Source organism: Paenibacillus sp. FSL F4-0087 (genome assembly GCF_038020215.1).
In the GTDB taxonomy this organism is placed as follows: Bacteria; Bacillota; Bacilli; order Paenibacillales; family Paenibacillaceae; genus Paenibacillus; species Paenibacillus taichungensis.
In genome coordinates, this window is record NZ_JBBODJ010000001.1 from 577,647 (window position 1) to 603,769 (window position 26,123).

The 26,123-nt window shown below is 46.9% G+C and carries 25 protein-coding genes and 1 pseudogene; 8 read left to right on the forward strand and 18 right to left on the reverse strand.

All coding sequences use genetic code 11. From position 1 onward, the window contains the following. Nucleotides 1–12: 12 nt before the first annotated feature. The 4 genes from MHB84_RS02665 to hemE form a co-directional block, all read right to left on the reverse strand. A complete protein-coding gene (locus tag MHB84_RS02665; protein ID WP_076292057.1) occupies nucleotides 13–1,422 on the reverse strand; it encodes a CapA family protein in 1,410 nt (469 codons plus the stop codon). Nucleotides 1,423–1,610: 188 nt separating this feature from the next. Further along, a complete protein-coding gene (hemY, locus tag MHB84_RS02670) occupies nucleotides 1,611–3,035 on the reverse strand; it encodes a protoporphyrinogen oxidase (RefSeq protein ID WP_076292058.1) in 1,425 nt (474 codons plus the stop codon). Continuing rightward, on the reverse strand, nucleotides 3,035–3,985 hold the full coding sequence (hemH, locus tag MHB84_RS02675; protein ID WP_076292059.1) for a ferrochelatase: 951 nt from the start codon (nucleotides 3,983–3,985) through the stop codon (nucleotides 3,035–3,037). The genes hemY and hemH overlap by 1 nt, the downstream gene beginning before the upstream one ends. After that, nucleotides 3,978–5,042: a uroporphyrinogen decarboxylase gene (gene hemE, locus MHB84_RS02680; RefSeq protein WP_063564891.1), complete on the reverse strand. Its 1,065-nt coding sequence runs from the start codon at nucleotides 5,040–5,042 to the stop codon at nucleotides 3,978–3,980. The genes hemH and hemE overlap by 8 nt, the downstream gene beginning before the upstream one ends. A 204-nt stretch (nucleotides 5,043–5,246) precedes the next feature. Here hemE and MHB84_RS02685 point away from each other — a divergent pair, with 204 nt between their 5' ends. Further along, nucleotides 5,247–6,458 (forward strand): MFS transporter, encoded by a 1,212-nt coding sequence (locus MHB84_RS02685; RefSeq protein WP_076292060.1) that lies wholly within the window; start codon nucleotides 5,247–5,249, stop codon nucleotides 6,456–6,458. Between the two features lie 96 nt (nucleotides 6,459–6,554). Here MHB84_RS02685 and MHB84_RS02690 read toward each other — a convergent pair whose 3' ends face one another. Beyond that, nucleotides 6,555–7,784 (reverse strand): cytochrome P450, encoded by a 1,230-nt coding sequence (locus MHB84_RS02690; RefSeq protein ID WP_076292061.1) that lies wholly within the window; start codon nucleotides 7,782–7,784, stop codon nucleotides 6,555–6,557. A 507-nt stretch (nucleotides 7,785–8,291) separates the two neighbouring features. Between MHB84_RS02690 and MHB84_RS02695 the strand changes: the two genes are divergently transcribed. After that, on the forward strand, nucleotides 8,292–9,503 hold the full coding sequence (locus tag MHB84_RS02695; RefSeq protein ID WP_076292062.1) for an asparaginase: 1,212 nt from the start codon (nucleotides 8,292–8,294) through the stop codon (nucleotides 9,501–9,503). Between the two features lie 244 nt (nucleotides 9,504–9,747). Here MHB84_RS02695 and MHB84_RS02700 read toward each other — a convergent pair whose 3' ends face one another. After that, the gene (locus MHB84_RS02700; RefSeq protein WP_076292063.1) at nucleotides 9,748–10,380 is read right to left on the reverse strand and encodes an O-methyltransferase; all 633 of its coding nucleotides are present in this window, start codon (nucleotides 10,378–10,380) and stop codon (nucleotides 9,748–9,750) included. 241 nt (nucleotides 10,381–10,621) lie between these two features. On the opposite strand from MHB84_RS02700, the gene MHB84_RS02705 reads away from it, so the two are divergent. The 4 genes from MHB84_RS02705 to MHB84_RS02720 all read left to right on the forward strand — a co-directional run bounded on the left by MHB84_RS02705 (nucleotide 10,622) and on the right by MHB84_RS02720 (nucleotide 15,390). Further along, on the forward strand, nucleotides 10,622–11,773 hold the full coding sequence (locus MHB84_RS02705) for a THUMP domain-containing class I SAM-dependent RNA methyltransferase (protein WP_076292064.1): 1,152 nt from the start codon (nucleotides 10,622–10,624) through the stop codon (nucleotides 11,771–11,773). 213 nt (nucleotides 11,774–11,986) lie between these two features. Next, nucleotides 11,987–13,984, forward strand: coding sequence for an LTA synthase family protein (locus tag MHB84_RS02710; protein WP_076292065.1), 1,998 nt, complete (start codon nucleotides 11,987–11,989; stop codon nucleotides 13,982–13,984). A gap of 89 nt (nucleotides 13,985–14,073) precedes the next feature. Further along, nucleotides 14,074–14,499: a cytidine deaminase gene (locus MHB84_RS02715; protein ID WP_076292066.1), complete on the forward strand. Its 426-nt coding sequence runs from the start codon at nucleotides 14,074–14,076 to the stop codon at nucleotides 14,497–14,499. 156 nt (nucleotides 14,500–14,655) lie between these two features. Further along, nucleotides 14,656–15,390: a DsbA family oxidoreductase gene (locus MHB84_RS02720; RefSeq protein ID WP_076292067.1), complete on the forward strand. Its 735-nt coding sequence runs from the start codon at nucleotides 14,656–14,658 to the stop codon at nucleotides 15,388–15,390. A gap of 318 nt (nucleotides 15,391–15,708) precedes the next feature. Here the strand turns inward: MHB84_RS02720 and MHB84_RS02725 are convergent, their stop codons facing one another. Both MHB84_RS02725 and MHB84_RS02730 read right to left on the reverse strand, forming a co-directional pair. Continuing rightward, nucleotides 15,709–16,539, reverse strand: coding sequence for an aldo/keto reductase (locus tag MHB84_RS02725; protein ID WP_076292068.1), 831 nt, complete (start codon nucleotides 16,537–16,539; stop codon nucleotides 15,709–15,711). 173 nt (nucleotides 16,540–16,712) lie between these two features. Further along, nucleotides 16,713–16,994 carry a hypothetical protein gene (locus MHB84_RS02730; RefSeq protein WP_076292069.1) on the reverse strand — a complete coding sequence of 94 codons (282 nt, stop codon included), beginning with the start codon at nucleotides 16,992–16,994 and terminating at the stop codon, nucleotides 16,713–16,715. 204 nt (nucleotides 16,995–17,198) lie between these two features. Between MHB84_RS02730 and MHB84_RS02735 the strand changes: the two genes are divergently transcribed. Then, nucleotides 17,199–17,597, forward strand: a complete 399-nt coding sequence (locus tag MHB84_RS02735; protein ID WP_076292070.1) for a hypothetical protein — start codon at nucleotides 17,199–17,201, stop codon at nucleotides 17,595–17,597. Between the two features lie 93 nt (nucleotides 17,598–17,690). Here MHB84_RS02735 and MHB84_RS02740 read toward each other — a convergent pair whose 3' ends face one another. The 10 genes and pseudogenes from MHB84_RS02740 to MHB84_RS02785 form a co-directional block, all read right to left on the reverse strand. Next, entirely contained in the window at nucleotides 17,691–17,912 is a 222-nt protein-coding gene (locus MHB84_RS02740) for a DUF1450 domain-containing protein (protein ID WP_024629198.1), read from the reverse strand. Between the two features lie 21 nt (nucleotides 17,913–17,933). Then, nucleotides 17,934–18,236, reverse strand: coding sequence for a hypothetical protein (locus tag MHB84_RS02745; RefSeq protein WP_063564902.1), 303 nt, complete (start codon nucleotides 18,234–18,236; stop codon nucleotides 17,934–17,936). A gap of 144 nt (nucleotides 18,237–18,380) precedes the next feature. Continuing rightward, nucleotides 18,381–18,638 (reverse strand): hypothetical protein, encoded by a 258-nt coding sequence (locus tag MHB84_RS02750; protein WP_062322197.1) that lies wholly within the window; start codon nucleotides 18,636–18,638, stop codon nucleotides 18,381–18,383. Nucleotides 18,639–18,868: 230 nt separating this feature from the next. Continuing rightward, the gene (locus MHB84_RS02755) at nucleotides 18,869–20,083 is read right to left on the reverse strand and encodes a M14 family metallopeptidase (RefSeq protein WP_433923116.1); all 1,215 of its coding nucleotides are present in this window, start codon (nucleotides 20,081–20,083) and stop codon (nucleotides 18,869–18,871) included. A 237-nt stretch (nucleotides 20,084–20,320) separates the two neighbouring features. Continuing rightward, a complete protein-coding gene (gene racE, locus MHB84_RS02760; RefSeq protein ID WP_076292102.1) occupies nucleotides 20,321–21,130 on the reverse strand; it encodes a glutamate racemase in 810 nt (269 codons plus the stop codon). A gap of 226 nt (nucleotides 21,131–21,356) precedes the next feature. Then, nucleotides 21,357–21,743: a YtxH domain-containing protein gene (locus tag MHB84_RS02765; RefSeq protein ID WP_076292071.1), complete on the reverse strand. Its 387-nt coding sequence runs from the start codon at nucleotides 21,741–21,743 to the stop codon at nucleotides 21,357–21,359. Nucleotides 21,744–21,930: 187 nt separating this feature from the next. After that, complete coding sequence (locus tag MHB84_RS02770) at nucleotides 21,931–22,836, reverse strand: DUF4261 domain-containing protein (RefSeq protein ID WP_076292072.1); 906 nt, start codon at nucleotides 22,834–22,836, stop codon at nucleotides 21,931–21,933. Nucleotides 22,837–22,847: 11 nt separating this feature from the next. Then, nucleotides 22,848–23,309: a DUF86 domain-containing protein gene (locus tag MHB84_RS02775; protein ID WP_076292073.1), complete on the reverse strand. Its 462-nt coding sequence runs from the start codon at nucleotides 23,307–23,309 to the stop codon at nucleotides 22,848–22,850. Nucleotides 23,310–23,480: 171 nt separating this feature from the next. Beyond that, nucleotides 23,481–23,768: a Dabb family protein gene (locus MHB84_RS02780; RefSeq protein ID WP_076292074.1), complete on the reverse strand. Its 288-nt coding sequence runs from the start codon at nucleotides 23,766–23,768 to the stop codon at nucleotides 23,481–23,483. A 284-nt stretch (nucleotides 23,769–24,052) separates the two neighbouring features. Further along, nucleotides 24,053–24,445, reverse strand: a pseudogene (locus MHB84_RS02785) (phage holin family protein); the annotation flags it as partial. A gap of 438 nt (nucleotides 24,446–24,883) precedes the next feature. Here MHB84_RS02785 and MHB84_RS02790 point away from each other — a divergent pair. Continuing rightward, complete coding sequence (locus MHB84_RS02790; protein ID WP_024629188.1) at nucleotides 24,884–25,480, forward strand: helix-turn-helix domain-containing protein; 597 nt, start codon at nucleotides 24,884–24,886, stop codon at nucleotides 25,478–25,480. The last annotated feature ends 643 nt before the right edge of the window (nucleotides 25,481–26,123 follow it).

Here is a 26,123-nt window from a genome sequence, read left to right on the forward strand (position 1 = left end):
ATAAATCGAACCTTAATTTACCGATGCGAATCCGTTCGCATCAAAACGAATACCTGGCGAGAGCTGGGTCATCTGCTCCAGCAGAAGTTTGTTGGCTTGGTCCACCATGGGAATGGCCTGACCCAACCCTGCCTCATAAGGGATAATCTTCATGCTGCATTTGGCATCCTTACTACAGCTCGCCTGAAAAACTGCTGTTTTCCACGTTTCCTCTGTTGTTGATTTCGAGAAAATAAAGTTGCCTGTACTATATGCAATCCATTTGCCCTTGTAGTACTCCACACCTTGCAAGACATGGGGATGCCCACCTATGACCAGGTCGGCACCTGCATCTACAAATTCATGAGCCAGTCGGGTCTGATCATTATTCGGAGTGCTGACCCGTTCTTCTCCCCAGTGTGCAACAACGATGACCAGATCAGCCTTTTGGCGGGCTTCCTGAATTGCTTTTACCGCTCCAGTAGAATCGTAGGTCTCGGCAACACCTGCCCGATTCCCTTCCGCTTTCCAGCTTGTTTCAGGCACAACCCGACTGAATCCAAGCAGTGCAATCTTCATGCCTTTGCGCTCCAGATAAGCTGGTGCATAAGCCTCATCCCTGTTCATACCCGCTCCTGTGTGCGCTATACCGTATTGCTCAAGGTAAGTTAACGTATCAACCAGACCTTCTACACCTTGATCCAGAATATGATTGTTGGCGAGATTCACGGCGTCAAAACCTGCTGAAGCCATCGCTTCGAGCGCTTTTGGCGAAGACTTGTATACATAGGTTTTGTTTGCTGCACCAGTTCCACCAAGGGTTACGGGGGTTTCGAGGTTTCCAATGGTCAGATCATCTTCCTTGAACAAGTTGCCGAGCTTTGCAAAGGGATAATCATAACCATTCTTATCCAACAATTCAGCCACTTTGCCCGAAAACTGGATATCCCCAACAAAGTTAATGGTTACATCGTTTGCCGAATTAGATGGCTGTGTCGTCTCAGTTCCTGTACCTTCACTCCCCTTGGAGCCGGAAGAAGCAGAAGTATCCGTCGTTTTTTTCGTTCCCGTATCTGTCTTTCCATTTGCCTTGGAGTCTGCAGCATCAGGCTTTTTCTCACCAGACTTACCGCCGGAATTTTCAGTTACCTGTTCAGTAGAACCCTCCGACCCATCATCCGAAGTATTACCTACCTCCGTGTCAGTATCAGGTAAACTTACCTGATCACCGCCTTGAGGGCTCTCCTCATTCACAGATTCCTGATTCACAACCGTTTCTTTTACTTCCGGGTCCGCCTGCTGTTCCTTCATTCCAACTGCATAATAGAGGCAGACAAGTCCGATAGCCACAATTAATACCAAATTAATGATCCAGACCATACGTTTGCGGGCACGTTTTACTTTTTTCTTTTGTACACTTCGTTTTGATCTTGGGGGATACATAGGCAACTCCTCTTCTTGTTCACAGCAATCCTTATCATATTATATCAGGCATATTCTGGATTTCCATCATTCCTTGGAAGTGCGAACATTGAAAGAATTCATCTCTCTCCCCTTTTCGCTTTATGGTGCAAAAAAAGGCCGTCTCCCCTGTAGAAAAACTCTACGATCGAGACAGCCATGTACGTTAATTATTTTGCAGCAATGAGTTGCGTAGCTTGCACTGACATTTCCTTCGCCTGTCTGATACAGTCAGGCAAGCCTACCCCTTCATAACCAGCACCCGCAATGTATACCCCCGGCAATTTGCTGCCAAGTTCCTCCCGGAGTGCTGCAATCTGCTGCAGGTGACCTACTGGATACTGCGGCATGGATTTGCGAAGCCGAGTAATTTCCGAGAAGATCGGAACGGCCTCTACGCCCATTGTTTCGCGCAAGTCCTTGAGTACTAGATCTGTCAGTGCATCATCCGGAAGTTCCACATTCTGTTCGTCTCCGGAACGGCCAACATAACAACGAAGCAGTACTTTGTCATCCGGGCTGGTGTGCAGCCACTTAGTTGATGTCCAAGTACATGCTGTAATATTGCGGCCTTCCTTACGCGGAACGAGGAAACCAGACCCATCAAATACATGTTCAATATCCTTTTTCTCAAAAGCCAGCACCACATTCGCTACCGATACGTAATTGATTGCATCCAGAGCAGCTGTATCCACATGTGGTTGCAGCAGTTCAGATGCAACATACGTAGGCACGGTAATGACTACATCATCTGCTTCAAGACGCTCTCCGTTATCCAGTTGAATGCTATACCTGGCCGAATCTCCAGTCTGAACCTCCAGAGATTTCACGGAAGTGTTCAGCCGTTGATCCACGTCCTGCAACTCATGTACAAGCGCATGAACCAGGCTCTGCAAGCCCTGACGGAAGTTCAGAAAAGCACTTTTCTTCGTTCCCGTATGGGTCTCTGTCGGTTTGCGGCCAGTCATCATTCCTCGGATCAAACTACCATAATCCCGCTCCACTTCACCGAATTGCGGAAAGGTTGCCTGAAGACTCAATCGCCGCATATCACCTGCATAGATGCCTGCGAGCAACGGTTCAGTCAGGTTTTCCAGCACTTCCGCTCCAAGGCGGCGCTCAATCATATAACCAAGCGATTCATCCTCCGTTGTACGACGGGGAGGGATGACAAAATCCATTAATGCGCGCAGCTTGCCTGCCGGAGATACAAGACCACTTCTCAGAAAAGGTCTCAACTCCGTCGGAATACCGAGAATGAGTCCTGCCGGCATAGGATGCAGCTTGCCACGCTGCATGATGTACGTTTTTTTGGATTCCGGATTTTGGCTGACCAGTTCATGGTCAATTTCCAGCTCTTTAGCCAAATCAATCATCGCCGTTTTGCGGGCAAGGAAAGAATCTGGGCCCTTCTCAATGACGAACCCATCCCGGTGTAGCGTTTCAATCATGCCACCCATGGAAGAACTCTTCTCAACCAAGGTAATGACAGGTTCAACCCCTGCTTCCCGGTAATGCTTCCGAATATAAAATGCCGCGCTTAGGCCGGTCAGACCTCCGCCGACAACAACGACACGACGTTTATGGTCTTCCATTACTCATCCGTTCCTTGCTGCCACTGGTTAATAATGACGTCACTTAACGTTTCCATGTAAAGTGGGTCACTATTGAGAGAATCGATACGCATAAGGCGCATGTCGATCTCTTTGGCAATCGCTTTAGCTTCAATATCAAGATCATAGAGCACTTCCAGATGATCCGATACGAATCCAATCGGTGCTACAAGCACATCTTCCACCTGTTCACGAGCAAGATCCTGAAGCGTGTCCAGAATATCAGGGCCCAGCCACGGCTCCGCCGTCCGTCCCGCACTTTGCCACGTGAACTGCCAATTCGTAATACCTAAACGGGAAGCAATGACTTCCGAAGTCTCCATCAGTTGCTGCGGATATGGATCACCGATATCTACAATTCGTGCAGGCAGACTGTGTGCACTGAACAGCACTCGCACATCCCCGCGTTTGGCTCCCGCTTCCTCGAAAGCATCCAATTTGGCACTAACACGTGTGGAGAGAGCTTGAATCAACTTCGGATGCAGGTGATAACTCTCAATGAAGGACATCTGAATACCCAGTTCTTCCGCTTTCTCACGAGCACGCTTAATGTAGCTCCCTACACTCATCGTGGAGAAATGTGGTGCCAGCACGATGCCTATTGCAGTCTGAATTCCATCCTTCGCCATCTGTTCCACGCCATCCTCAATGAACGGATACGCATGCTTCAACCCTTGATAACAACGGAATTCAACCTCATTGGAACGGTCATCCTTGTTTAACGTCTCCTGGAGAGCCTTAACCTGATTATCCGTGTTTTCCCGAAGTGGGAATACACCCCCAACGATCGCTTCATAACGGTCGGTCAATTCTTTCAGTTGTTCCGGTTCAGGCGGACGTCCTCTCCGGATATGTGTGTAATACGCTTCAATACTTTCCATATTCTCAGGTGTGCCATACGACATCACCAGTACACCTACTGTATTAGTCATTAGTAACCGTCACCCCAGTCTTCAGTGCTTCAGCTGAATATTCATGAATATACGCCGTGAGTTCTCTTAATTTATCCAAAGATGCTTCAGGAAATAGTCCGTGCCCCAGATTGAAAATATACCCCGGCTCCTTGATACCTTCGTCAATAATCAATTTGGCATGCTGCTTGATCAGATCCATCGGTGCTGTCAGCACATAAGGGTCCAAGTTGCCTTGTACAGCAAATTTTCCGCCCAGTCGTTTACGCCCCTCGGAGATTGATACTCTCCAATCCAGCCCAATCACATCAGCTTGCAGATCGTGCAATGTTGGCAGCAATTCACCAGAAGCCACACCCGGGAAATAAATTTTCGGTACATTCAAATCCGATAATTCGGTAAAGATACGAGTAATCGTCGGCAACACATACGTTCTAAAGTCGTTTGGCGAAAGCGCGCCAACCCAGCTGTCGAACAGTTGGAATGCCTTACCGCCGTTCGCAATGTGTGCACGGACATATGTAATCACCATATCGCCCAGTTTTTGCATTAATTTATGCCACACTTCAGGTTCACTGTACATCATCGTTTTGGTCCGTATGTACCCTTTGGAAGGTCGGCCTTCAATCAAATAACTGGCAATGGTAAAAGGTGCACCGGCAAACGTAATCAGAGGTACATCCAGTTCCTTGTCCAGAATTCGAATCGTCTCCAGAATATGAGACAGATCTCCTTCAACATCAATGGGACGCAAACGATCCACATCTGCCGCCGTGCGGATTGGATTGTCTATGACAGGTCCAATATTTTTAACAATATCAAAATCTATACCGAGGGAAGCAACCGGATTCATAATATCGGAATACAAAATAGCCGCATCCACACCAAGTTTACGTACCGGCATGAGTGTAACTTCAGCTGCTAGCTCAGGTTGACGGCAAATTTCGAGCAAAGAATACTTTTCCTTAATCTTGCGATATTCGGGATCATAACGCCCAGCCTGACGCATGTACCACACGGGAACACGGTCCACCTGCTGTTTGAAGCTGGCCTGAATCAGACGATCATTATAGCTCATGTAAGAAGCCTCCAATAGTTTTTGGACTCATAAATAACATTATGCCCTTTTTAAAGAGCGGTAACAACCACGTGTCGATCTGTTCCGATGACAATACTATGACATTCCTTACATCCCCTCATCCATATGCAAATTATGTTATAATGAAAGAATCGTGTTTTTTTGAAACGTTGCAGAAACGATCGGAAAGGAAGTGAAAGCACTTTGAAAACGTGGAAAGTAAACCTCATTGTGCTTTGGTTTGGACAATTTCTGGTCAACTCGGGAATGACCATGATTACCCCGTTTTTGTCCCTTTATCTCGCCAGGGATCTTGGCGTGGTTGGTGAGCATGAAATTGGCATATGGGCGGGATTTATATTTGCTGCCAACTTCCTCACCTCATTTTTGTTCCAGCCCTTGTGGGGCAAATTGTCTGACAAGTACGGACGGAAAATTATGTTGCTGCGTTCCGGATTCGGGATGGCGATTGTTATTGCCTTGATGGGTTTTGCACAGAACCCATGGCAGCTCCTTTTATTACGACTGCTCAACGGTACGATCTCCGGCTTCAACCCGGCAGCAGTTGCATTGATCTCGGGTACAACGCCGAAAGATCGCATGGGTTTTGCCATGGGCATCAGCCAATCCGGCCAAGTGGCCGGTACGATTCTGGGTCCGCTGATCGGCGGTTTGCTTGCTGATGCAGTGGGCTTCCGCCCTATCTTCTATATTACTGGCGGACTGATCTTTGCGGCTTCAATGCTCGCCATGTTCCTGGTCAGAGAGAAGTTTGACCGCAAGGAAGCGGCCAAACTGCCGGAACAATCCGTATTGTCCGGTCTGAAGGAACTGAACAAGTCTCCCCAGTTACCTGCGCTATTTGCTGTAACATTCCTATTGCAATTTGCCATGATCAGCCCGATGTCACTCTTGCCGCTATATGTACAGAAGTTACACGGTTCGGATGTCAACGTCGCCTTCTGGGCAGGGCTTGTCGGCGCAGTCACGGGACTATCCAACATGGCCATGTCCCCAATTCTCGGGAAGCTCAGTGACAGGGTAGGTTCACACAAGGTACTTACATTCTCTCTTATAGGAACAGGGCTCATGCTTATACCGCAAGCTTTCGTGCAGACGGTATGGCAGCTCATCATCGTCCGTTTCATGATGGGTGTGTTCATGGGTGGCCTGCTTCCGAGTGTCAACGCGCTCATTCGCTCCTATACGCCAGACAGCATGATTAGCCGGGCGTTCAGCTTTAATACGAGCACACTCGCATTGGGTAACATGCTTGGAGCCGTAATCGGCGGCTTTATGGCCGGGTTCATCGGCATTGAAGGACTGTTCATCGTCTCTGGTGGGCTGCTGCTGCTCAACATGGTATGGGTAAGATTCAAGCTGTACAAAAAGCCCCCTCTGATCAGAGAATCGTGACGCTTGGATTCAAATGATATTTTGTTCTTAAGAAAAAGCCGCTTTCAGCGCCTTATCAGGCATGAAAGCGGCTTTTCACATTCATTTGCTCAAACCTCAAAATTGATTCATTGTGTCAGATGGCTTATGAATTGAACTTGTGAATTGAATCGGGTATTCTTTAACGCCAAATACAAAAGCACTTTGAATCGGCTGCAAAACCGTTTCCGGCACAAGTTGAATGTCTTCCATTTGGCGAAGCATCGTCTGAAGTACAACCCTCGCCTCAAGTCGTGCAAGCGGCGCACCGAGACAGAAGTGAATACCAAATCCAAAACCCATATGTCTGTTCGGCTTGCGATCAGGTACGAACTTATCTGCCTGATCGAATTGAGCGCTATCCCGGTTGGCCGAACCTACCCAGGATATCACCTGTTCCCCAGCCTGAATCGTTTGTCCGTTCAATTCCACGTTTTCTTTGGCAATACGCCCAATAGCCACAATTGGCGGATAATATCGTAACGTTTCTTCCACCGCAGTCGGGATAAGTTCAGGGTGTTCTCGCAGCTGCTGTTGAAGCTCAGGCTGCTCTGACAGAATACGAACGGCATTGGTAATTAGATTGGTTGTAGTTTCATTACCGGCAGCAAGTAACAAGATGCAAAATCCGACCACTTCCTCTGCCGTTAGCTTCTCCCCTTCAATCTCCGCAGCAAGCAGTAAAGAGATCAGATCCTCCTCTGGTCTCTGACGTCTTTCTTCCATAATGGTCGTGAAGTAGCTCGCCAGTTCCTGCTGGTTCCGTTTCTTTTCTTCCATCAATTCCTGGAAAGCTTCATCACTGTCATCCCGCGCACCCTTCACAAGTGCATCAGACCAGTCTTTAAACTTTTGGCGATCTGAGGCAGGGACGCCAATCAATTCGGCAATCACGATAACCGGAAGTGGAGTAGCAAGATCATCGATAAGACGCATATGGCCTTCTGAAAAGTGCGGAGTCAATAATTCATCAGCGATTTCCTGAATACGCGGAGCTAATGCTTCGATCGCTCTAGGTGTGAACGCCTGATTAACCAGATCCCGCAGTTGTTTGTGCTTCGGCGGATCTGTAGTAAGCATGCTGGCGTTGGCACGATCACGTTCAGAAGAGAACAGTTTAGGGTTTTTCAACACATATTGCACATCTTCATATCGGAAAACATCCCAGCATTCTCGATGGTTGTCATAGCGGACTGGAGTATTTTCACGAAGTTCAGCGTACACCTGGAAGGGAAGTAATTGGTGCTCCACCACCTCCAGCTCCCGGATCGGAATGTAATTGGCATACTTTCTGGGTGCTCGGTTCATCGTTTCTCCTCCAATCAATGATATATATTTATTTACATATTGAAATCACCATATATTATAGACTCAACACTGCGGGCATACAAATATTTGGCAATAATTGAGCCTCTTTTCCTAGACCGTATTACAAAAATCGTCAAGACTTGCTAACTTACACCCCTATTATTCGTTTTGGATAAGATCACTTCTGCTATGGACGATCCTGCAACACTTTCCCCAAATTCCCCTTCTACATCTACCAGGCCCAAAGACTCATGTGTAATAAAATATGACACAAAAATCATTTATCATGATTTCATATTCCTCTTTCTCTTTTTTCATCTTCTTACATTTATCCATAAAACCTTATAAACACGATATATACTCTACATTTCTATCAATGTAACCGATTACTCTAGCTTTATCTTCGATTGTCATATTATTTAACATGAAATACAATCAATTTGAATTCATATACATATCATCATCAACAAACATCACACGAAACTAACCTGAAGGAGAGTGCTATTCATGAAAAAAACTTCAAATCTTCGTCCTTGGGCTGTATGGAGCACAGCCGCTTTGACAGCTCTGACCATTTCCCTGTCCCCCATCGGGACCTATGCGGCTCACGCGGCTACGGTAGAAGTGAGCGGTACAACTAGTGCGGTTCAGACAGCATCATCCTCGCCGGCTCGCAATACAACTATCCCTGCTCTATCAGATTCGTCCAAACAATCCGCACTGCCTAATGTTCTGGTCATTGGAACGGGTGGTACGATTGCTGGTCAATCCGAGGATGCAACCAGCTTCCAGAACTATAAAGCTGGTACACTCCCGATTGGAGAAATGGTCGACGCCTTACCGGACAAACAGAAGATTGCAGATGTTAGCACACTCCAATTTGGAAATTCAGGTTCAGGTTCTTATACCATGGCTGATCTCTATGACTTATCTCAGACGGTAGATAAGGCTCTGGCTCAATATGACAGCGTTGTAGTTACCACTGGTACAGATACCATGGAGGAAATCGCCTACTTCCTTGACATGACCGTACAAAGTGATAAACCCGTTGTCATTACAGGGTCCATGCGCCCTTGGACGGTTATCGGCTCGGATGCACAAGCCAATCTATACAACGCCATCAAGCTCGCAGGCAGCGGGCGCACCACTTCATTTGGAACCGTGCTGATGTTGAACGATACCATTCAATTGGCACGCGGCGTGACCAAAACGAATGATTATCGAACAGACACGTTCGAAACCCCGATGCTTGGTGCAGTAGGTTATATTGATGAAGAAAACATTCGAATTTACCGTGCTCCTGCACGCGCCTTGAAGCCTGAAGGTACATTGAAACCGGCATTCGACCTGAGCAAAATCACGAAGGCAGATCTCGCCAAGGTGGAAATTGCGATTTCCTATCAGGAAGCTGGCGGCGAGGCTATTGAAGGATTTGTGAAAGGCGGCGCCAAGGGAATCGTAACGTCCGGCACAGGAGCAGGCGGTATCTCCAGAGCGATGGGACAAGCACGTACCCAAGCGGTGGAGGATGGCGTAATTTTCGTAACGACCACTCGGACAGGTTCAGGCAGTGTATATGGCGGAGGGAAAGGCGTTATCGCCGGTGACAACCTCAGTCCTCAGCAAGCACGTATTTTGTTGATGCTCGGACTGTCGTTCAGCGATGATTTTGACACGATCAAAAAATGGTTCGAGACTTACGGAACGCCGGAAGTTTAATAAGGCTCTCATCACTTTATATCTTTAAAGAAAACAAGAGACGATCCACTCCCTGTCTCAGGGTTGTGATCGTCTCTTGTATTTTGTGTAATTGCCCCTCCATCTCCTGCATTTAAGATTTAGGTGCAACACGGATTTCGTTTCATCTATATACTGAGTTATTTATTTCATTGGATGATCGCAAAACAGAAATAACCGCTTGAATGTCGATCCATCCGAAGTTTTCTCCTGTAAGCTGATATGCTTACTTCACCCAGGCCAGAGCCAGACCATCATAATCCGGTAGCATCGTCGTTACGAGCCGCGGGTCACTGGCCATCTGCTCGTTGAAGCGCCGAACCGCGAGGACAGCCGGACCCTGCTTGTCTGGATTCAGCGTACGGCCGCGCAGGAAACAGTTATCTCCCACAATGACCGCCCCAGGCCGCGCGAGCTTAATGGCGTAATCGAGGTATACGGGATAATTCTCCTTGTCTGCATCAATGAAGAAGAAATCGAAGGTACGTCCTTCCTGCGCCAACTGCTCTAGACTGTCGGCTGCGGGGCCAATTCGATATTCGACTTTATCCCCAAAACCTCCTTCCTCCAGATGACCACGTGCCATCGCTGCGTATTCCTCTTTCAGTTCCAGCGAAGTCAGGGTTCCCCCGTCACTTAAACCACGAGCAAGACAGATACCGCTGTATCCGCCCAGTACACCGATTTCGAGTACAGCATCCGCTTTCGATGTCTTCGCGAGAAAAGTGAGCAAACGGCCATAGGCTGCTGCCACCGAAACTTCCGGCATGCCGTTCGATCGGATGGCTTCTTTTACCTTTAACAAGAGATCATCCTCTTGAAATAATTGATTTACATATTCATCAGGGGTCAGATTCACCGCTAAAATCCTCCTTGGACACTTGGACTGCTTTCCATATGGATGCCAATGTTCTATAATAAATGTTTGTTGTCAAACACAGGCGGTTGAACTGCTGCATCGACTCGAAAGATAAATGCATTAGCTCACCGCATTTCTCATTGTAAGTTTTTTCACGGAAAGCGGCAAGGCCGCACCGTCACTATACAGCTGAGAGAAGGATATTCCTTCTCCAGCTTGAAATGGAGTTGAAATGAATCACATGGCTCAATTGCAATTGATTGCGACCTCGGCGATGGGACTCGAGGCTGTTGTCGCCCGGGAACTGAAGCAGCTGGGGTATGAGGATGTTACGATCGACAACGGCCGGGTTTTCTTCACTGGAGATTATATTGATATTTGCCGGTGTAATCTGTGGCTGAGAAGTTCTGATCGGGTGTTGATCAAAATGGGTGAATTCCCGGCGACAACTTTCGATGAATTATTTGAAGGTACCAAAGCATTACCTTGGGAGGAATGGATTCCAGCCGATGGCGAATTTCCGGTAGAAGGTCGCTCCCACAAGTCTCAGCTAAGCAGCGTGCCTGCATCACAAGGGATCGTAAAGAAAGCAATCGTAGAGAAACTGAAGCTGACTTATGACACGGAGTGGTTCCCAGAGGATGGGTCTCGTTATGTGATTGAGGTCATTCTGCTGAACGATCGCGCTCTGCTTACTTTAGATACGACGGGACCAGGTCTGCATAAACGCGGTTATCGTAAACTCGTAACCGAAGCACCACTCAAAGAAACGCTTGCTGCGGCACTTATTCAGCTCAGTCGCTGGAATGTATCCCGCCCCTTCTATGATCCATGTTGTGGATCAGGCACCATGCTGATTGAAGCCGCCATGATCGGCTGGAACATTGCACCAGGACTGCGTCGTACGTTTAACTCCGAGGACTGGGCTGTCATTCCTGAAGAATTGTGGGAACAGGCGCGCGAAGAAGCATTTGACGCGGTTCGCGACGATATTCCATTGCAAATTTCGGGCAGCGACATCGATCCGGAAGCCATTGAAGTTGCACAGGCAGCAATCAAGAGTGCCGGCTTCGCCAAAGAGATTGAAGTCAGCGTCCTGCCCGCTCATCGTGCAAGACCACAGGGCGAATATGGTGTCATTATTACCAACCCTCCATATGGTGAACGTTTGAGTGAAGAGAAAGAAGTGCAGAAGCTGCTGCGTTCTTTAGGGCGCAGTTACCTCGATTTGCCTACATGGTCCTTTTTTGCCATCACGTCGACCAAATCTTTCGAGGAAGACTTTGGCCACAAGGCAGACAAACGTCGTAAGTTGTTCAATGGACGTATTGAAACCCAATATTATCAGTATTTGGGGCCACTGCCTCCACGCAATAAAACACCACAACAATAATAATATCAGAATGATCAGCGCTCCTGCCTTCCACGGCTGGGGCGTTTTTTTTGTATGTATTGCCGGTGACCTATGATTGATCTTGGTGATATTGTTTCCGCATGAAGTTTTTCTCCCTTGGGCATAGTTGAAAAGCCATGACACCACGCTATAATGGATAAAGTCCTATTTTACATTCCGTTAACAAATCCATTCATCAGGGGGGAGACATATATGTTTGTCACTAAGCCAACACGCAGCCTTACGCCGCGTGGGCTTCTGAATCATCCACTTACGTTATATCTTATTTTTCTTGTACTCATGCTGCTCAAATTAATGTGGCTCCACCACAATCTGCACGCTTACAACATTACAATGGGGCTTCTGGACAAAGTGATTGCCATTGGTTCGCTGCTGCTTCTGTCCTTCTGGACCTGGTGGCTGCCTCGTCGGGGCATGATTATATCACTCGTTATACTCAATCTGCTGCTCACTGCACTGATCTATGCGGATATGGTTTATTATCGCTACTTTCAGGATTTCCTAACAATCCCTGTGCTGATGCAAGCCAGACAGGTCGACGCTTTGGGAGAAAGTATTGCTACGCTTATTTACGCCAGTGATCTGTGGTTCTTCGTCGATTGGCTGGTGATTATCCCCTATGCGGCGATCCTGCTGTTCAGCAAACGTAACCGTCGTGGACGTTTCAGCGCATATTCGAACGGGTTGAACTCTTACTCATCAAATTCCCGCAAATCAAGCATGCGTCGTCGACTCACCGCAGGCAGCATTGCCCTAGTGTTGGGTCTGGGGCTCGCAGTTGGTCCGATTTATTTTTATAGTAAAACCTGGGCAAAAGGGTTGTTTGATAACAACTGGTGGAATGTATCCATGTACAATGTTACCGGACTTCTTGCTTTTCATGGCTATGATCTGTACAACTATGCCAAAGACCAGCTCGGCTCTGGACCGGAGGTCGAGCCTGCCGATTTGGAGCAGGCTGAAGCTTATTTCGCCAGCAGACAACAGGCTGATCCACTGAAGGATGCGATGTTTGGCAAGTACAAAGACAGCAATGTGATTATTGTCCAAGGTGAAGCCTTCATGAATTTCATGATTGGTCAGAGCATTGGCGGACAGGAAATTACGCCTCATTTTAACGAGCTGATGAAGGAAAGCCAGTACTACAGTCATTTTTATCATCAGACAGGTCAGGGGCGGACATCGGATGCTGACTTTGGGGCCAATATTTCATTACATCCACTGTCGGTTGGATCCGCGTTTGTCCGTTACGCAGACCACAGTTATGATTCCCTGCCTTCTATCTTGAAGGATCATGGTTATAGTACGAATGTATTTCATGCCTATGAGAGTGGATTTTGGAATCGCTATACGATGTATCAGAATATGAAGTATGACAAATTTTACAGTAAAAATGATTTTGAACAGGATGACCCGCTTGGCTGGTCACTGTCGGATGAGTCCTTTTTCCGCCAATCGGTTGAAAAAATGAGCAGTGAGGTTACAGAGCCATTCTATTCTTTCCTGATTACTCTCAGCAGTCATCATCCATACGCGTTACCCCAAGATAAACAGCAGCTGGATGTGGGCGAATTCAAAGGAACGATGTTTGGCAACTATCTGCAATCTGTTCATTACGTGGATTCTGCGCTCGGCAACATGGTGGAAGACCTGAAAAATCGGGGATTATGGGACAAAACGATCTTCATGTTCTATGGGGATCACGATAATTCTATCAAGGAACAGCCACAATACGAGAAATTTCTCGGGCGTTCACTAACTGATCTGGATATGGAGCAGATTATGAACGAAGTGCCTTTGCTGGTGCATCTGCCTGACGGAGCCGCAGCGGGAACGATTGACGAGCCTGCCGGACAACTGGATGTTACACCTTCAGTACTGCATCTGCTGGGTATTTCAGATCAATCCTACTACCACATGGGCAACGATGTGTACGACGGTTCCTCCCGCATGGTGGTATTGCGCAGTGGTGCATTTACAGATGGCTCCCTGTTCTATATTCCTTCGGATGATTACATCTATGACAGCGGCTCCTGTTACGATCTGTCTACAGGAAACAAAACGGATATTAATGCTTGCCGAGCTGGTCATGATGAAGCAACAAAACGACTGCATGTGTCAGATACGGTTAATACGTTTGACTTGATCTCGCGTTTTCGTGAGGAGCAAGCGTCTGATTCCGAATCCTAACAGATATGGGACGGTATGCTGAGGGAACGGTATAAATCAATTATTAAAGCTAACCCGACACTACAATGAAATGGAGCTAATGCATTACCATGACGTCACATCCAGATCAATTCAATATCGAGCAAAAACTGTTCGATGAAGCTGCAAACTTTGTAAAACATCGCTACCCCCAAGGGTGGGGTGGCGCAGCTGCCGTTTATACTGTAGCTGGATCGCTATTAATCAGCGTAGCTCCAGAAGTGATTAATGACGCCACGCACTTATGTATGGAAACAGGAGCCTATCTGGAAGCCCACAAATTAAATGAGCGAGTCACCCACTCGATCTGTGTAGCACGGGACGATGAGCATTCGGAATTCAAGGTCCTCACCCCTTGTGGTGTGTGCCAGGAACGACTGTTTTTCTGGGGAGAAGACGTGAAGGCTGCCGTGTACGATCCAGATGGAGCTTTAATTTACAAGAGGTTGGACGAAATTCAGCCTTACCATTGGACCAAAGCATACCGGGATAAGTAAGAAGTTAAACTACAAGTGTTGAGGCTGCAATCCATCGCATGCTTCAGCACTTCTTTTTTCGAGGCTGGCATTAACCACAACCTTGCGAATGATGGAAAGTCGCTATATAATTGTAACTGTATTGGTTTCATTTATAGATGATGGAGGTTTTAATGAATGAATATTGAAATATGGTCCGACTTTATGTGTCCTTTCTGTTATATTGGCAAACGTCGTTTGGAGAATGTACTGGCACAATTCCCACACCGCGATGAAGTGAAATTACAGTTCAAAAGTTTTGAGCTCGATCCAAATGCTGAATTGAACAGTGGCAAAACCAACGCAGAATATCTGGCTGCCAAATACAATATGAGTGTAGAGCAGGCACGTGGCATGAATGCACAGATGAACGCCAATGCTCGTACGGCTGGACTGGAATACAACATTGATGAGATGATCCCTACCAACTCCTTCTCTGCTCACCGTCTGACGCATTGGGCAGAAACACAAGGAAAAATGCTTGAGCTGAGCGAACGACTATTTCAAGCAATCTTCATTGAAGGTAAACATGTCGGCAATACCGATGTACTGATCGAGTTAGCTGAAGAAGTAGGTCTGGATCGCAATGCAGCAGCAGAAGTGTTGTCCAGTAATCAATTCGCAGAACAGGTTCGTGCCGATCAGGCCGAAGGCGAACAGTTAGGCATCCGGGGTGTACCGTTCTTCGTATTTGATCGCAAGTTCGCTGTATCTGGCGCTCAACCGGATGAGGTGTTCCTTGACGCTATCCAGAAAGCATGGGACGAGCGTTCCCCTTTCACCATGGTAGAGTCCAGCACCACTGACGCAGATGGCAGTGGAGTATGCACCGAAGACGGCTGCGAGGTTCCGCAACCGGACCAATCCAAATAACACAAAAGCAGCAGGATCAAGGGTAATCCCCTGAACCTGCTGCTTTTTTTACAATCTACAACTCAAGTTCATTATAAAGTTTTAGTGTTTGATGAACAGTTGCAGTGGAGGGGACGGAATCGATTCTGAAGAAGCGGAGCTTTCGCCTGAAAGCTTTCTGTAAGAAAGCTAATTCGGAAGCATAAGCTGTCTCCTAATTTTCACCTTTTGAATATTGAATCAAAAAATTTGGAGACAACAGCGATCGGAAGAACGATCCGTAACCGGAACAACTCCAAGCAGATCATTAAACACTCATTTTGGAATTGAGCTACACACTCAATCCCAAAACAGCTGATCCGGATGTGGTCCCGTCCGTTTATCCGAATCCAGCGCATCAATCAGTTTCAGCTCATCAGGAGTCAATTCAAAATCAAAGATGTCCGCATTCTCGCGAATCCGCTCCGGGGTAACCGATTTCGGAATCGTCACAATCTGGTTCTGGATATCCCAACGCAGAATAACCTGTGCTGGTGTTTTCCCATATTTCTGGGCCAGACTTTTCAAAGCCGATTCCTTGTTCAGTTTACCTCTCATAATAGGGCTCCATGCCTCCAGTTGAATGCCCTGCTCCCCGCAGAAGTCCTGTAACTCCTGTTGAATCAGACCCGGATGCAGTTCCACCTGATTCACCGCGGGTACCGTTCCACCTTCATCTATAATATCGCGCAGATGGTGCACTTCGAAATTACTTACACCAATAGCACGTACACTTCCTTCGCTATATAGACGTTCGAATGCTCTCCACGTCTCTTTATACTGGTCTCTGCCAGGCCAGTGGATTAAGTATAGATCAATGACATTCAATCCAAGCGCCTTCTGACTGGCCTCAAAGGCTCTCAAAGTCGAGTCAAACCCTTGGTCCTCATTCCACAGCTTGGTTGTCACAAACAGCTCATTACGGGCAATACCGCTGCTCGCAATGGCTTGTCCCACTTCCTCTTCATTTCCATAAACGGACGCCGTATCAATGCTCCGATATCCGACTTCCAATGCATTCTCCACCGCTTGCTGTACTTCCTTGCCCTTTGCTCGATAAGTCCCAAATCCCAGCCATGGCATCGTCACGCCGTTGTTCAGAATCGTACAATCTGTAATATGTTTTGTCATTCTGTACCTCCTGTGTGAAATTTGCCTGCTCTTGGTCTATTAACCTTCTCACCAAATTTTAAGCGGCATTTAGCATACAGTTTGGCTGATATCCATTTTGCGGGTCTTTCAAAGGAAACATAAATACCCCGCAAAGCACTGCTGCTCTGCGGGTTCTGGTGTGACAGGAACGCCTATAGATCCCCTTGCCCATTCTGACTCTGGATCGAGTTCAATCTTCTCTTCTCCTCAATGAACATCTCTTCTGCCAGCTCAACGCCCTGACCTCCAAGTGAACGTTCTGCTTGAAGCATAGCCTGCTCGGTATGCGCCAAACGACGTTCTGCCTGTTCAATGGTCTGTTCTGTTGGATGTGACATTGCCTGTGAAACGGCAAAATGAAGTTTGTTCACTGCATTCTGCGCCTGGGATACGGTCGTATCGGCTTGCAAACTGGAATCATAACGCTTCGGCATGAGTATTCCTCCTTGGGATCATGTTCCTGTTACCCCTTTAGGATGGTTGACATCGGCCTTCCTTATTCTTCTTTTGCTAAAACAATGACGGATTGCTTCACTGTTCCCCTTATACGATTAGCGATAAATATCAATGATGTGTATAACCTTTTCCGGTCTGACTGCGTTTATTTGATAAGTACTTTTTCACAAGGAGGTGTGTATTTGAAGAACTTTGGGATTGTGTTCATACTGGTACTTTTATTACTGCTCATCAGCGGCTGTACACCTTCGACGTATGAAATAACGGGATATACAGGCTCCTCCATTAATAACGAGATTCCGGTCCCCGTGAATGCAAAGCAGCTAAGCATAACGACACATTCAGACAATCCAAACATTCAAACAGGCATTAAATATGAATTGAAACATATCGGGGGAGAACAGGGATTATATGTACCATCCGATTATTTTGAGAAGTTATCCAAAGCCGGATGGGTTGAGGTGGAAGAAGAGCGTATGGGACATGTTCATTTTCTGAAAAAAAGTGATACTATCATCGCCATAGAGATTCGAGAGGATACCTTTGAGATTTTTGAAATGAGGCAGGACTTTACGTTCTAACCCTGTACCGTTCCTAATCACTACTAAAAAAAGAGAGGCCGCGGCCTCTCTTTTTCGTTCGTGGACAAGTTTGCCCAATGTAAATTCATACAATTACTTTACGAATTTCGCTACTTTTGCAAGCACTTCTTCTTCTGACGGAGCACTGATGTACCGACCGTTGATGAAGACAAAAGCACGCTTCGCGCAAGGACCGCAATACGATTTGCAACCAATTTTGATCTCCGTATCCGGAGCCATTTTCTCCAACTTGGCCACAATCGATTTTAGCCTGATATGATTACATTTTTCGCATACGCGGATATCGTTAGCCATGAGTTCCCCTTCTTCGCTCCCTTAGTGGTCGCCGTGGTTGCCTTGGGATGGGTTCGTAATAACGAAGCCTTCTTCAGGGAAGTAAAGGTAATCAATTTTAACGCCATCCAGCAAAGGCTGATCATTCTCAAGAATAACGTCGATCTCTTTATCTGTAGATACAACCGTATCATTTTCTTTTGGCGTATCGATATCGAGGCCGTAGTGGGCATGATCTCCATGTGCATGTGTGATCACAACGCGCAGCAATTTACCTTCGTTCTCAGGCTTGTCCAGTTCAAGTTTCAATACTTTCGCGGCATTACGTGTAATTTTGCAGTTCATTTCATTCATCTCCTATATCGTAATTGCTGGTCCCAACAATTTTTCAGTATTTCTAAACTCCAGCATCTATTGTAAAGAAAATTACTGCGCTTCGCAATAACATTGATGCAAAATCGATGTTAAAACCACCCATTTTGTGTCGGATTAAGACGACGCACCCGCTGTAAGCACCGGATATTTGCGCTCCGCACGACTTACAAACCAGTTCATCAGCAACAACGTAACCCCGATATCATCTATAGGCATAAACGGCATCACGTCAGGAAGCACCCAGTAGAGCAGCGCCGGGATGATGAACAGCAGCTTCTCACCCAAAGGGATCTGCGGAGCCCTCAACAGACGCGGCAGCCGTTTGAATACTTGTGTCCATCGTTTGAATGACAGCAGTCTTCTCCACTTCATATGAACCCCTCCGTATGATTAATGCACTGAAATAAAACAGCACATGTTATAGTCACACCCATCATTACCCGTTCCAGAGCGATCCGGAACGAATGATGCAACATGCAGATTAAAAAACGAACGCCGGTAACAGCGCCCGTTCCTGTAATACGAGTGGACAACCCGTAAGTTTCATGTTCCCCCATCCAGATTATGTGAAGTCAGGATTCGAGGATTCCCGATCTTCCCTGTTAGCGCTCTCGATCTGATAATAATTCAGCCAACAGCATGCCAACCTCTACGCAGATGTCATCGAACTGATCCAAGGGCAGCGGGTTGACCCCGAGTCCCACTTCTACCGTGAAGCCAGGCTTCCGAAACTTCTGAATGAACCAGTCTTTGTACCCTGCATCACTTCCACCCAGCTTAACTGCCTTGTATCCCGAAGCCTTTGCCAGTCTGCGAGACAGCGGGGCACTCTCCTTTGGCTCCAAATCTCGGTAGTTCCAATATATTTCTTGTCCCTGGCTGTGCAGCGAAACGACAGCATCAAAAGGATGCTGCTCGGTCCACTGTGCAAGTGCCCATGCCTCCGGTTCCGATAAAGGAGCGGTTCCTGCATAATCTCTTGGCCCTGGGGACGTTATCCCTCTTCTAGCCGCCTCTTCCTCCCAATAAGCCGGGAATTGATCGTTCAGGTCTACTCCCCTGATATTGGACTTCCAATGCGTAAAATGGGAGCGTCCGGCATTCCATTCCAGCAAATCTTCTGCATGGGGATGATCATTGACCACGCCCTCTTGCACCAATTCAACTCCATCCGGGTTGACCATGGGCACAGCCCACAGTGTAGTTTCCTGCATCCAGCGTTCCGTCTGGAATTGATGCCATGGCATATGTGTACTGTAGGCCTTCGCATATTCTTCAATGAACCGCATCAGAACGGCCGTTGTCAGCCACTCATTTGCATGAACAGATGCGTTGACATGAATATGTCTGGGGCCTTGACCCAAACGTAGATAAGGCAAAGCCTTGCCCATGACACTACTGCCAATCGAGCCAATCTCGATAAATGGATACTTCTTTTCGAGCAAACCGATATCACGGCTCATTTCACGATAACCATACTCTCCCTGCAGCTTGACGATAGTTTTTCCATTTGAATCCGGAATATGAATACATCGCCCGCACCAGTCCGGAATGTTCGCTATTTCTGGATTGGCCTCGCGCAATTCTTCTTCATTCAGTCCAAAACGTAATGCAATCACGGCCACTTTCTCCCCAGGCTGTACTGCATACCTGCGCCCCGTCCCCGGCGTAATGCGCAACATCTGTCCTGTCAGTAAATAGGGCTGGGACGCTGCTTCCGGGTTGAGAGCAGCCAGTAACTCCTTCGTCATATGGTTCGCTGCCGCAATACGCGACAAGGTATCTCCCTGATGAACAATAATCCATTGCAGTTCCATGTCGATCTCCTTTCTCTTAGGAAATTGTGTAATCTCCTGTCCTTTTCTCGCTTGTGTCCTTACTGTATGTAATATGTATGCCAATCTGGTTGTCCGTCATGTGACATGAATCGCGTATATCCCTTTAACATAATAAAAACGTGATGATCATCCGGAGTTCTTTTACTTTTTGGATTGAAAAAAAATCCCGGAACACTAAGTGCTCCGGGATTCTTATAAGCCTAGAAATCAAAAAAGCTATGATAATTGCGTAACCTGCCATACAACTGGCGTTTTGGAGATCTGCTCTCCTAACCATTGGCGGGTAATATTCTGGAACATACGTGGGTCCCCTGTGCAAAAAAACTGATGGACTGGCGTCTCATTTCCACTGGCCAGCTTTCGTTTATCATACAAAATCGTACTAATTTCCCTCGCCGTTTCATCTGCCGAACTAATCAGCTTCACTTCCTGCCCCATAACCTCCTGGATGGTATCCATGAGAAAAGGATAGTGCGTACAACCCAGAATAAGACAATCAATTGGCTGCTGCTTAATTTCGCCTAAAGATTGCTCCACCGTACTTGTCGTTTGCTCGGAACGGAATTCGCCTTGCTCCACCAGTGGCACAAGTGCCGGACAAGCCTGACTGACCACATCAATATAGGGAGACAACTGTTTGAGTGCAGATGTATACGCACCACTACCAATAGTTCCCACGGTGCCAATGACACCGATGCGTCCTGTGCGTGTCGCTGTGATGGCTGCTCGTGCTCCCGGATGAATGACACCAATGACAGGCACATTCACCTTGGCTCGAATATAATCGAGCGCTGCTGCCGTAGCCGTATTACAGGCGATAACGATAACTTTCGGATCGAACTGGATCAAGAAATCAACGATTTGTTCCGTGAATTGTTTAACTTGTTCGGACGAACGGGGTCCGTACGGTGTCCGGGCAGTATCTCCAAAATAGATGATCTTTTCCCGTGGGAGCTGACGCATCACTTCCTTGGCGACGGTCAATCCCCCTACACCGGAGTCTAATATAGCGATTGCTTGCTGCACGAACACACCGCTTCCTTCTTCATTGATTTGGTTCTGTTAACAAATTGGTTCCCAGAGCTTTCTTTCCTACCGTATGAATTTCCAGGCAAAAAGGTACCTACATCTTACCCGATTTCATCGCAGGGTTCAAACAAAATACCGTATCGTACAACTCCTGTACGACCACGCACAACAAAGCAGGCTCCCCTCCAGATGGAGGAAAGCCCGCTCGCGTTCAAGCTTAGTTTTAGATGTTATCTTTGGAGTCGTCGGCAGGTAGCTTCGCGATGACTTCAATACCTGACTCATTCGCTGCATCTGCATCGATGGAAGAATCGGAATCAGTAATGACGGCGGATACGCGCACTTCTTTACCTTCAGCGCAATTGCGCCAGGATTGGATATCCTGGATAACAACATCTGCCGTCTCTTTTACTTTGGATACGATCTGTGCGCTTTGTTCGCCCACCTTAGTAGCCAGCTCCTGACCTTTCTCACTCACCTGACGTGCACCTTCCGAAATGTCCTGACGCAGCTCACGTCCAGATTTTGGTGCCAGCAGCAGCGCTGTCACCGAACCTACAACTGAACCGATTAATGCTCCCCACAACAAACTTTTGTTAGAATCCTTCACGTCGCATCTCTCCCTTTACCTTAAATGAAGTACCGAATAACCAAGCAACGGACTGTTGCTCGTCAATCCGGGCGAATGCCTACTCTGTTGATGCAGTATAAGCAGCAAGGGCTTGACCTGACACTCGGATATCAAAAAAAATTCTGGATACCGTCTTTCGCACCTTCTGACGTTATCGAGATATGTCTCAAGTCTGCCGCGCCGGCTCAAGCGGAGCAGCAGCATGTTCATCACCCGGGTCCAGATCAATTACATATCTTCCTGGTGCAATCAATGCAGCCTGATGCTCACATCGCCAGCGTCGTCCGCCGGAAGATCCCAGCGTCTGTCCATCTTGTAGAACATCCCCCTGATCAAATATGTAATAGGCGGCACCCAGTAATGTCTGGGCTACCGTATCCGGATCGAGTCCAATGAAATGACACTGTACATCAGGCACGCCAAGTGCTGACAAACCTACCGTGTCCATAACCAGCTGACGCTGTTCCTCTGTGCCTCCAGCCTGATACATGCGCACATTCATCGCAGCGTACAGATGCTCCTCACGTTCCTGTGACAGCACATAGGCTTCCGGTTCAACTAATTTGTCACTGCCGTACCAGTATAACGCCTCACAAGGCAACACTTCCATGACAGCCTGAATCGTCTTTTGGAACAATTCGAGCCGCTGTTTACGCGGCATGGCAGCAGTGAACATATCATGAAGTCGGATGGAATATTGGATCGTATCCATAGCTTGTCCTGCTTCTGGCCAATGCCAGGCTTGCTGCAAAGCCCCTCCAAAGCGGGCGCGATCTACAATTTCAGTAATGGGGAGCATGCAAGTCTGAGCCGGAATGTTACCTTCCTGAAAAGAAACCTTATGGTCCAGATGGTAGAAAACCAGCATCTCAGGTTTATGCTCCTCATTACCCTGCTTCACATCAAGCCGGACTTGTCCGGTATGACGGCTCAGTGCATCCTGCAGACGCCCTTGATCTATAACGGGACGTTCCTGAAATAACAGCTCAATCATATATACCGGATGAAACCCGGAAGGTATGTCATTCGTTTCATTATTTACTTCTCGATCTTCTTTCCATTCGTTCGTCATGCTGCTTCCCCTCATTCCTTGCTCTGTCCCTCGGCCTGTGTAGTCTGGAAAGGTCCGAGTTCTTTTTCCACATAGGTATTGACCTGATGGGAAAAATGTTCAAGCACGCCCGGCAAGTCACTGCTCAGTGGATGCAGTTCAGACCGCTCCCAGCTGTAATAGTCCTGAACGAGCGGCTTGCGCAACGATACGAGGCGACTAAGCACCTCATAGGTTGCATGATCAAAAACCTTCTCTTCGTGGTTAATCTGAATAATATCGTCATAACTGCTCGCATCACGCATGATGAAGCCATCAATGAGATAACTTCCAACATCCGTAACGATTTCAATTGCCAGATGAAGACAACGTTCCTGTACCAGACCCAGCATTAGACTACCATCCCAGGCTTGTGATGCGCGGCGAAGACCTTCAGCCACCTCCGGTACGGCAGCAAGCCGGCGGGCAATCTGTTCTCTGTTTACGTAATACAATGTGTTCACTTCCCGTTCAGTGAATTATCGGTTCCTTTTTCCTCTTCGCTTCAGCCAAAATAACATCACAGGACAAGCGATCAGAAACACGACAAAAATATATAAAAATTCCATAACGTCTCTTAAATCGCTCATGCAGAGTCCCCTATCCAAAGTAGAATGAATAACAGATTAGATTTCGTAGTCCACTGCAATCGACTGCTCTCTGACCTCGTTCATATACTTGATGACTTCCTGATGCATCGGATGCACCTGATATGCTTGAAGATCTTCCAGTGAGGCAAATTCTGCCGTAAGTGAGATGTCAAAAGATCTGTCCGAACGAAGCACGTCAATACCCACTTCAAGCGAGACCAGAACATCAATTTTTCCTTGCAGATTGCGAAGAACATTCGCAGCCGCTTCGATACTTTCAGGAGAACGATCTTTCATTTTAAACAGAACAATATGTTTAATCATCAGACAAGCACCTCATTTAAGTATAATAATTGGTATGAATGAATTTTCTTGTATCCAAAATATATCATAACGTCCTCTATTACGAAAGGATACTTGGAAACGTTCTCTTAAAAGACAACCTAATCAGGGCTGCTTTCATTCGCCTTGGATTTCTCCTGAGACATATTATCCGTCTGTTCAATTTGGTTTGTCTGTTTTTCCGGTACGACTTCTGTTGCTTGTTCTTTTGTCTCCTTATTCTCCACGTTTGGCTGTGGTGGAGGCCATTCCCTGTCAGACAACCCCTCCTGTTTTTTCAGCACCGCTATAGCCTGTCTGAGCTTGTCAGGCAAAGGAAGCCCAATGCGGGCATAATTTTCGGTAATGGATATTAGCTCATTCACCAGATAAAAGTAGATGGCTCCCCCTTTAATGATGTCAGTTCCCATGAGCATGTCAATTCGGTGGGCAAGCAAAATAACCGTCAGCATGAGACCTTTGCGCGCAAGCCCCCAGAATCCAACATTACTATTCAATCCTTTTCCCGTTCTTACTGCCGCAGCGAGACCCGTAATATAATCCACAGCCATTGCAACCGCCAGCAAGCTAAGCAGCTGATCCCATCCACCAAAAGCAAACGTCATGAACGCCCCTGAAATGGCAGCAAAGGTACTCACGGATGGACTCACGTTTCTCACCTCTCCCTCTCATTGATCTCCATACAAGATATGTAAGAATAAGAGATTTTGACAGTCCACATGCCTTGCTGAACACGCGGATTTCTAATTTCAGATTTGTGCACATTGGAAATGGGTTCCTTTAACGGAAATCGAATATTTATGGTTAAATCAGGGAAATAAACCGCATCATATCAACAAAAAATAGATAAAAGTACTAAAGTCTCACTAATAGGTAATTAGACTCATTTTATTTTTATTCATTATCTATTTGATCCCTTAAATTTAGTGAAACATTGTAATCTAGGAATATACTAGGATGTGAATTGCGTCTGGTCTAGTTCATAATTCCTCCTTTGTAGCGGATTCGCGCATCCACTCATTTGAAACAGGTGCACCCGGCACTTGAAAGTACCCCCGTACTTATTGTAGTATTTGGTTAAAAAAATCGGAGGAAATATGCCTAATCAACCAGAACAACATTCCATCCAGGCGTGGTCTCTGATCAACCGTAAATATTTGGGAAAAGGCGTCCGTGTTAAACGATTCCGAAAACCGACACGCTGTCAAATCCGCAACCGTGTTCTTCTTGCCGTGCTGATGGCCAATGATATCAAGTTGTCTCAGCTCGCCGAAGATCTATCCATCTCTTCACGCAGCGTCAGCGCGTGGGTGTATGAAGGACGGATACCCGGCAGTACCAATTTGGACAAGGCATGCCAATTGCTCGGCTACCCGCGCCACATTCTTTTTAATGAAGAAGTGGTACGCAAAAGCCCTGTCATTTGTCAGCCCGAGCCTTCCCGCTTCATGAAGCGTACGGTGACCCGTTCTCCGGTTAGCAACCGTATTCTGACAGGCTTGTGTATGGTCCATGATTTGTCGGTGACAGATGTCAGCCACTGGATCGGGGTTCACCCCGGCACTTTCCGCAAATGGCTGCATCAGGGAACGCTGCCTTCTGCTGCGTTTCAGGAACAAGCGGAACAATTTTTCCGCATCCCGAAAACTATTTTGTTCGCAGATGTCATCTTGAAAGATCGCCACAATAACTAAATTAGCGAACAACCAAAAGGCTCTGTCCTCTCCCAATGGGAAAGACAGAGCCTTTTTAAAATACCATTTTCATCGTACAGATTATATTAAGTTACCATTTCTCCAATCGCTTGCACTCAGCATCGTCTCTCAGGGGCGATAAGCGGCCCTCTTGCCCACCAAACAGCTTTGGGTGCATCATTCCCTTCATTCCCAGTCACTCCTTAACCTGGGCCGGTACAGCGTGCTCTCTGAACGAGGCGAAAATCCCATTGTCGAAAGACGCGCGACTTATCCCCATATGCCAATATATTTCTCATCCATGCTAACCAACCATTCCATTAAATCATTGATCATTTAAAGAAATAAAACTTCATCGTTAGCTCCATCCCCCGATCTATTTGTACGAACAATTTAATCCAACGCTTTATATGAAGTATAAAAAAAGCCTGTCCCTTAAGGGAGTAGGCTTTAATTCATCCTCTAATTCAGTTTGAATAACGTTTGATCCGATCTATCTTAACCTCTTGTAAGACCGTGTTTTTCAAAAATCCATGTAGTTTCGTAGTTATCGAATCAAGCACAAGCACCTCTAGCGTAAACAACAACACTTCCTTGTCTCGTACATTACTGGATTCACTCTTTATTTGTACGTACAACTAAT